General features: G+C 50.4%; 5 protein-coding genes. All 5 read left to right on the top strand.

Annotated features, from left to right (window positions below; all coding sequences use genetic code 11):
- The first annotated feature begins 424 nt into the window (after nucleotides 1–424).
- The 5 genes from thrS (at nucleotide 425) to KDK14_RS01635 (ending at nucleotide 4,942) form a co-directional block, all read left to right on the top strand.
- Nucleotides 425–2,347, top strand: coding sequence for a threonine--tRNA ligase (gene thrS, locus KDK14_RS01655; protein ID WP_257263276.1), 1,923 nt, complete (start codon nucleotides 425–427; stop codon nucleotides 2,345–2,347).
- Between the two features lie 104 nt (nucleotides 2,348–2,451).
- On the top strand, nucleotides 2,452–2,994 hold the full coding sequence (infC, locus tag KDK14_RS01650; RefSeq protein ID WP_257263277.1) for a translation initiation factor IF-3: 543 nt from the start codon (nucleotides 2,452–2,454) through the stop codon (nucleotides 2,992–2,994).
- A gap of 165 nt (nucleotides 2,995–3,159) precedes the next feature.
- Entirely contained in the window at nucleotides 3,160–3,351 is a 192-nt protein-coding gene (rpmI, locus tag KDK14_RS01645) for a 50S ribosomal protein L35 (RefSeq protein ID WP_257263275.1), read from the top strand.
- A 35-nt stretch (nucleotides 3,352–3,386) separates the two neighbouring features.
- The gene (gene rplT, locus KDK14_RS01640) at nucleotides 3,387–3,743 is read left to right on the top strand and encodes a 50S ribosomal protein L20 (RefSeq protein ID WP_257263274.1); all 357 of its coding nucleotides are present in this window, start codon (nucleotides 3,387–3,389) and stop codon (nucleotides 3,741–3,743) included.
- A 422-nt stretch (nucleotides 3,744–4,165) separates the two neighbouring features.
- Nucleotides 4,166–4,942, top strand: a complete 777-nt coding sequence (locus tag KDK14_RS01635) for a ferredoxin--NADP reductase (protein WP_257263273.1) — start codon at nucleotides 4,166–4,168, stop codon at nucleotides 4,940–4,942.
- Nucleotides 4,943–5,165 lie beyond the last annotated feature (223 nt).

Raw genomic sequence — 5,165 nt, 5'->3', positions numbered from 1 at the left:
GACAAACCCTGTTGAATTGCCCGGGAACCGTTGCCCGGGCTCTTACAACCCGCACTGCTTGAAATTGTTCCGGGCAATTCATTTTCAGGGAGTAGCCCGGATCTGTGTATGGACTATCTTCATATGGACAAAATAAGCCTTGCCGCAATATTCGTTAAGCGGGATTGATGGTTCACTTGACAGCAAAGTATTATCTGGAAAATTATATTGTGCTAAACCTGCAATTTTCTCCCCCTGTATTACGAAAATGTTTTTCAAAATATCGTTCCTGATGAACGTTGAGAAAATTCATGCAATTCCTGGTATGGATTGCCACTGGTTTCTGGTTCTCAGCCCGGCGTATGGGTTGGCAAGAGCCATAGAACAAGCAGCCTTCGGTACGGGTTGCCACTGAGTACAGTGAAAACAATGTAAGGACTCCTTCATGCCTGTTATTACGCTTCCCGATGGCAGCAAGCGCGAGTTTGCGGATGCCGTATCCGTAATGGAAGTCGCCCGGGACATTGGTCCGGGGCTGGCCAGGGCGACCCTCGCCGGCCGCGTCAATGGTGAACTGGTGGATGCCAGCGCCAAAATTGCCGAAGATGCTGATTTATCCATCATTACCACCCGTGATCAAGAGGGTGTGGATGTTATTCGTCACTCTACCGCGCACCTGCTGGCGATGGCCGTGCAGGACCTGTTTCCCGGTGCCCAGGTGACCATCGGGCCAGTGATTGAAAATGGCTTTTATTACGACTTTTCTTATGAGCGGGCTTTCAATATGGACGATTTGTCCAAAATTGAAAAACGCATGGAAGAGCTGGCCAGACAGGATCTCGCTATCGAGCGCGTGGTGATGAGTCGTGAAGAAGCCGTCAGTGCCTTTAAAGCCTTGGGTGAAGAGTACAAGGTTGAGATCATCAACGACCTGCCCGCCAGTGAAGAGATCTCTGTGTACCGCCAGGGTGAGTGGATGGACCTCTGCCGCGGCCCACACGTGCCTTCCACCGGTAAGTTGAAAGCGTTCAAATTGATGCGGGTTGCCGGGGCCTACTGGCGGGGTGACTCCAATAATGAAATGCTCACCCGCGTCTACGGTACTGCCTGGGAAGACAAGAAAGCCCTTAAGGCCTACCTGCACCGTCTGGAAGAGGCGGAAAAGCGCGACCACCGTAAACTGGCCAGGAAACTCGACCTGTTCCATATGCAGGAAGAGGCGCCAGGCATGGTGTTCTGGCATCCGAATGGCTGGGTGATCTACCAGGAACTGGAACAGTACATGCGCAACAAACAGCGCCAGGCCGGTTATCAGGAGATCAAGACCCCCCAGCTGGTGGATCGCAGCCTGTGGGAGAAGTCCGGTCACTGGGATAAATACGCCGACGGCATGTTTACCACCCATTCTGAAAACAGGGACATGGCCATCAAGCCCATGAACTGCCCCTGTCACGTACAGGTCTTTAACCAGGGCCTGAAGAGCTACCGTGATCTGCCGCTGCGACTGGCTGAATTCGGCTCCTGCCACCGTAATGAGCCTTCCGGTTCCCTCCATGGCCTGATGCGGGTGCGCGGCTTTGTCCAGGACGATGCCCATATTTTTGCCACGGAAGATCAGATTCAGTCAGAAGTCTGTGAGTTCATCGACTTCCTGCACAGCGTTTACGATGATTTTGGTTTTGAACGTGAAAACCTGATTTACAAACTATCCACCCGCCCGGAAAAGCGGGTAGGTTCCGATGAAATCTGGGACAAGGCCGAAAAAGCCCTGGCTGAAGCCCTGGATGCCCAGCAGCTCCCCTGGGACGAATTGCCCGGTGAAGGTGCTTTCTACGGGCCGAAGATCGAATTTTCCCTGAAAGACTGTATTGGCCGGGTGTGGCAATGTGGCACCATACAGGTAGATTTCTCCATGCCGGGGCGACTGGGTGCGGAATATGTTGACGAGCACGGAGAACGCCAAACGCCGGTGATGCTGCACCGCGCAACCCTGGGCTCCTTCGAGCGCTTCATTGGTATTCTGATCGAGCATTATGAAGGTGCCATGCCGGTTTGGTTGGCTCCTGTGCAGGCTGCTATCCTCAACATCACTGATCGTCAGACAGATTACGCCAGAAAGTTGGAAAAAAACCTGTCTGAACAGGGGATCAGGATAAAAGCGGACTTGAGAAACGAGAAGATCGGCTTTAAAATCCGCGAGCATACCTTAATGAAGATTCCTTATCTGCTGGTGATCGGTGATAAGGAAATGGAAGACAATACCGTTGCGGTCCGTACCCGCACCGGTGAAGATCTGGGCGTTATGTCCATCGAAGCGTTCCGGGAGCGCCTGCAGGCAGAGGTACTGAAGTGTGGCCGCACTGCCTGAGCAGCGGATACCGCTGACTGTTCACTTCGAGAAAATGGTTCCAGGTTGCCTGATGGTCCGGCAGCCCGGGAACTTGCCAAGTTGCTTACACAGGAGATACAACCATCAGACGCAACAGCTTCCGTGATCGCCGCCCGGTAAAGGCTCCGATTAATGAAAATATCCGTGCAAAAGAGGTCCGCCTCATTGGGGCCGACGGAGAACAGGTCGGTGTAGTTGATATACGTGATGCGTTAAGCATGGCCGAGGAAGCGGGGCTGGATCTGGTTGAGATCAATGCGACCAGTGAGCCGCCGGTTTGCAAGATCCTGGATTATGGTAAGCACCAGTACGAATCGAAAAAGCAAAAGGCGGCGGCCAAGAAAAAACAGACTTTGATCCAGGTGAAAGAAATCAAGTTTCGCCCGGGTACCGAAGAAGGGGATTATCAGGTAAAACTGCGCAACCTGGTACGTTTCCTTACGGAGGGTAACAAGGCGAAGGTCTCCCTTCGTTTTCGTGGTCGTGAGATGGCTCACCAGGAGCTGGGCATGGAACTGATGAGACGGGTTGAAAAAGACCTGGAAGAGATCGGAACCGTTGAACAGCATCCAAAAATGGAAGGCCGTCAACTGATCATGGTGATTGCCCCTAAAAAGAAGAAGTAATTAAAAAAACGGCGTTTGGGTTTGGTGCCCGTTGAGGGTTTGGAGCCTGGCCATTTTTTCTTATTTGCTTCGTGCCTGTGATGACTCCGGTTGTTCCAGGCAATACTTTTAATTGTCCCGACGCTGGTTTCGCAGATCAGTGGTCGCGAATGCGGAGTGTTTTTCATGCCAAAGATGAAAACCAACAGTGGAGCCGCGAAGCGTTTCAAGAAAACCGCTTCCGGTTACAAGCGTAAAGGTGCCTTCAAGAGTCACATCCTGACCAAGATGACCACCAAGCGTAAGCGTCAGCTGCGTGGTACCTCACTGGTATCTCCAGCGGATCATGGTCTCGTTGAGCGTATGCTGCGCGATTGATCGCTTTTTTGCTCATTTTTCAGGAGAGATAACTCATGGCACGTGTCAAGCGTGGCGTCATTGCACGACGTCGTCACAAGAAAATTCTGAAGCTGGCTAAAGGTTACTACGGTGCACGTTCACGTGTATTTCGTGTAGCCAAGCAGGCAGTCACCAAAGCTGGTCAGTATGCTTACCGCGACCGTCGTCAGCGTAAGCGTCAGTTCCGCGCTCTGTGGATTGCCCGTATCAATGCCGGTGCACGCATGAATGGACTGTCTTACAGCCGTTTCATCGCTGGTATGAAGAAAGCGGCTATCGAAATCGACCGTAAGGTTCTGGCTGATCTGGCCGTTCACGACAAGGCGATTTTTGGCCAGCTGGTGGAAAAGGCGAAAGCAGCCCTGGCTTGAGTTTTTACACCAATGGCACTGACTTAAGCGTGAAAGCCTTGTCATAGTTAGTTAAAAGACTTTCACCACTAAGACACAAAGGAAAAAAAAAGAAATCTTTTCTTTGTGTCTTTGTGGTTCAAATTCAAATCTATCAACCTTTATCAATGTCCCTGTTTACGGGGCTTTTAAGCTTAAGTCAGTGCCATTGGTTTTTACACCGGTTTGAAACAGGGGGATCTGCTTTTGTGGATCTCCCTTTTTTGTTTGTCATTCAGGCTCATCTCCTGTAAATAGAGACCGAGTCCAGCATTTTTGACCAAATTTTGCTACAGTTAGCCTTGGTTTTAAGGTCGTTGATAAACAGGACTTGGCTCCACCCTCGGAAATGGATTCCGAAGTTATCTCTGGTCAGGATGTACACAACGAAAAAGAAGCAAAGTATGTCAGCATTTAATCAAGAAACCGTGTTAACCGTGAAGCATTGGAATGATACTTTGTTCAGCTTCACCACCACCCGTGACCCATCGCTCAGATTTCATAATGGCCACTTTGTCATGCTCGGCCTTGAAGTAGAGGGGAAACCGTTGATGCGGGCATACAGTATCGCCAGTGCCAACTATGAGGAGCACCTGGAGTTCCTCAGTATCAAGGTGCCTGATGGGCCTTTGACTTCCAGGCTCCAGCATTTAAAGCAGGGGGATTCCGTGCTGGTCAGCCGCAAGCCGGTGGGTACCCTGGTGGTGGGTGATTTGAAGCCGGCCCAGAACCTGTTCCTGTTTGCCACCGGTACAGGTCTTGCGCCATTTATGAGTATTATCAAAGATCCTGAAACCTATGAGCGGTTTGAGAAGGTCATTCTGGTCCATGGTGTCCGTTACGTCAGTGAGCTGGCGTATCACGACTACCTGCTGGATGAGCTGCCTGATCATGAATACCTGGGAGAGGAGATTCGCCAGAAGCTGATCTACTACCCAACCGTAACCCGTGAGCTATTCAGGAATACCGGTCGGCTGACGGATCTGATTACCAGTGGTCAGCTGTGCAATGACCTGGACCTGCCACCACTGAACCCGCAAACTGATAAAGCCATGATCTGCGGTAGTCAGGCCATGCTTAATGATACCTGTGACATTCTCGATAACCTCGGCTTCACGGCATCGGCCCATACCGGAGACGTGGCTGATTACGTGATTGAAAGGGCGTTTGTTGAGAAATAATGATGTTTAAAAAACAGCGGTTGTAGAGTAGTTCTTGAAAATTTGAAGCAGTTGGTCGTTCAGTTTAAATCGGAAAACCGAGAATAAATGACTTTAACTGCTATTAACAGTTGGCTGTTAATAAATTTCATATTATTTAAAACAAGCTGTTATATTTATAGAATTCATTATAGATTTACACCAGGAGGCTGTCCGAGAATAGACTGCCCTACTGCGGTGGCAG

The sequence above is a fragment of the Endozoicomonas sp. ONNA2 genome, from assembly GCF_024606365.1.
Lineage (GTDB): Bacteria > Pseudomonadota > Gammaproteobacteria > Pseudomonadales > Endozoicomonadaceae > Endozoicomonas.
Note: the sequence above shows the minus strand (reverse complement) of the source record. Positions and strands in the feature narration are given on the sequence as shown.

What these genes read in the sequence shown, in the direction of transcription:
- thrS (WP_257263276.1), top strand. Translation starts at nt 425, where the DNA reads ATGCCTGTTATTACGCTTCCCGATGGCAGCAAGCGCGAGTTTGCGGAT.
- rpmI (WP_257263275.1), top strand. Translation starts at nt 3,160, where the DNA reads ATGCCAAAGATGAAAACCAACAGTGGAGCCGCGAAGCGTTTCAAGAAA.
- rplT (WP_257263274.1), top strand. Translation starts at nt 3,387, where the DNA reads ATGGCACGTGTCAAGCGTGGCGTCATTGCACGACGTCGTCACAAGAAA.
- KDK14_RS01635 (WP_257263273.1), top strand. Translation starts at nt 4,166, where the DNA reads ATGTCAGCATTTAATCAAGAAACCGTGTTAACCGTGAAGCATTGGAAT.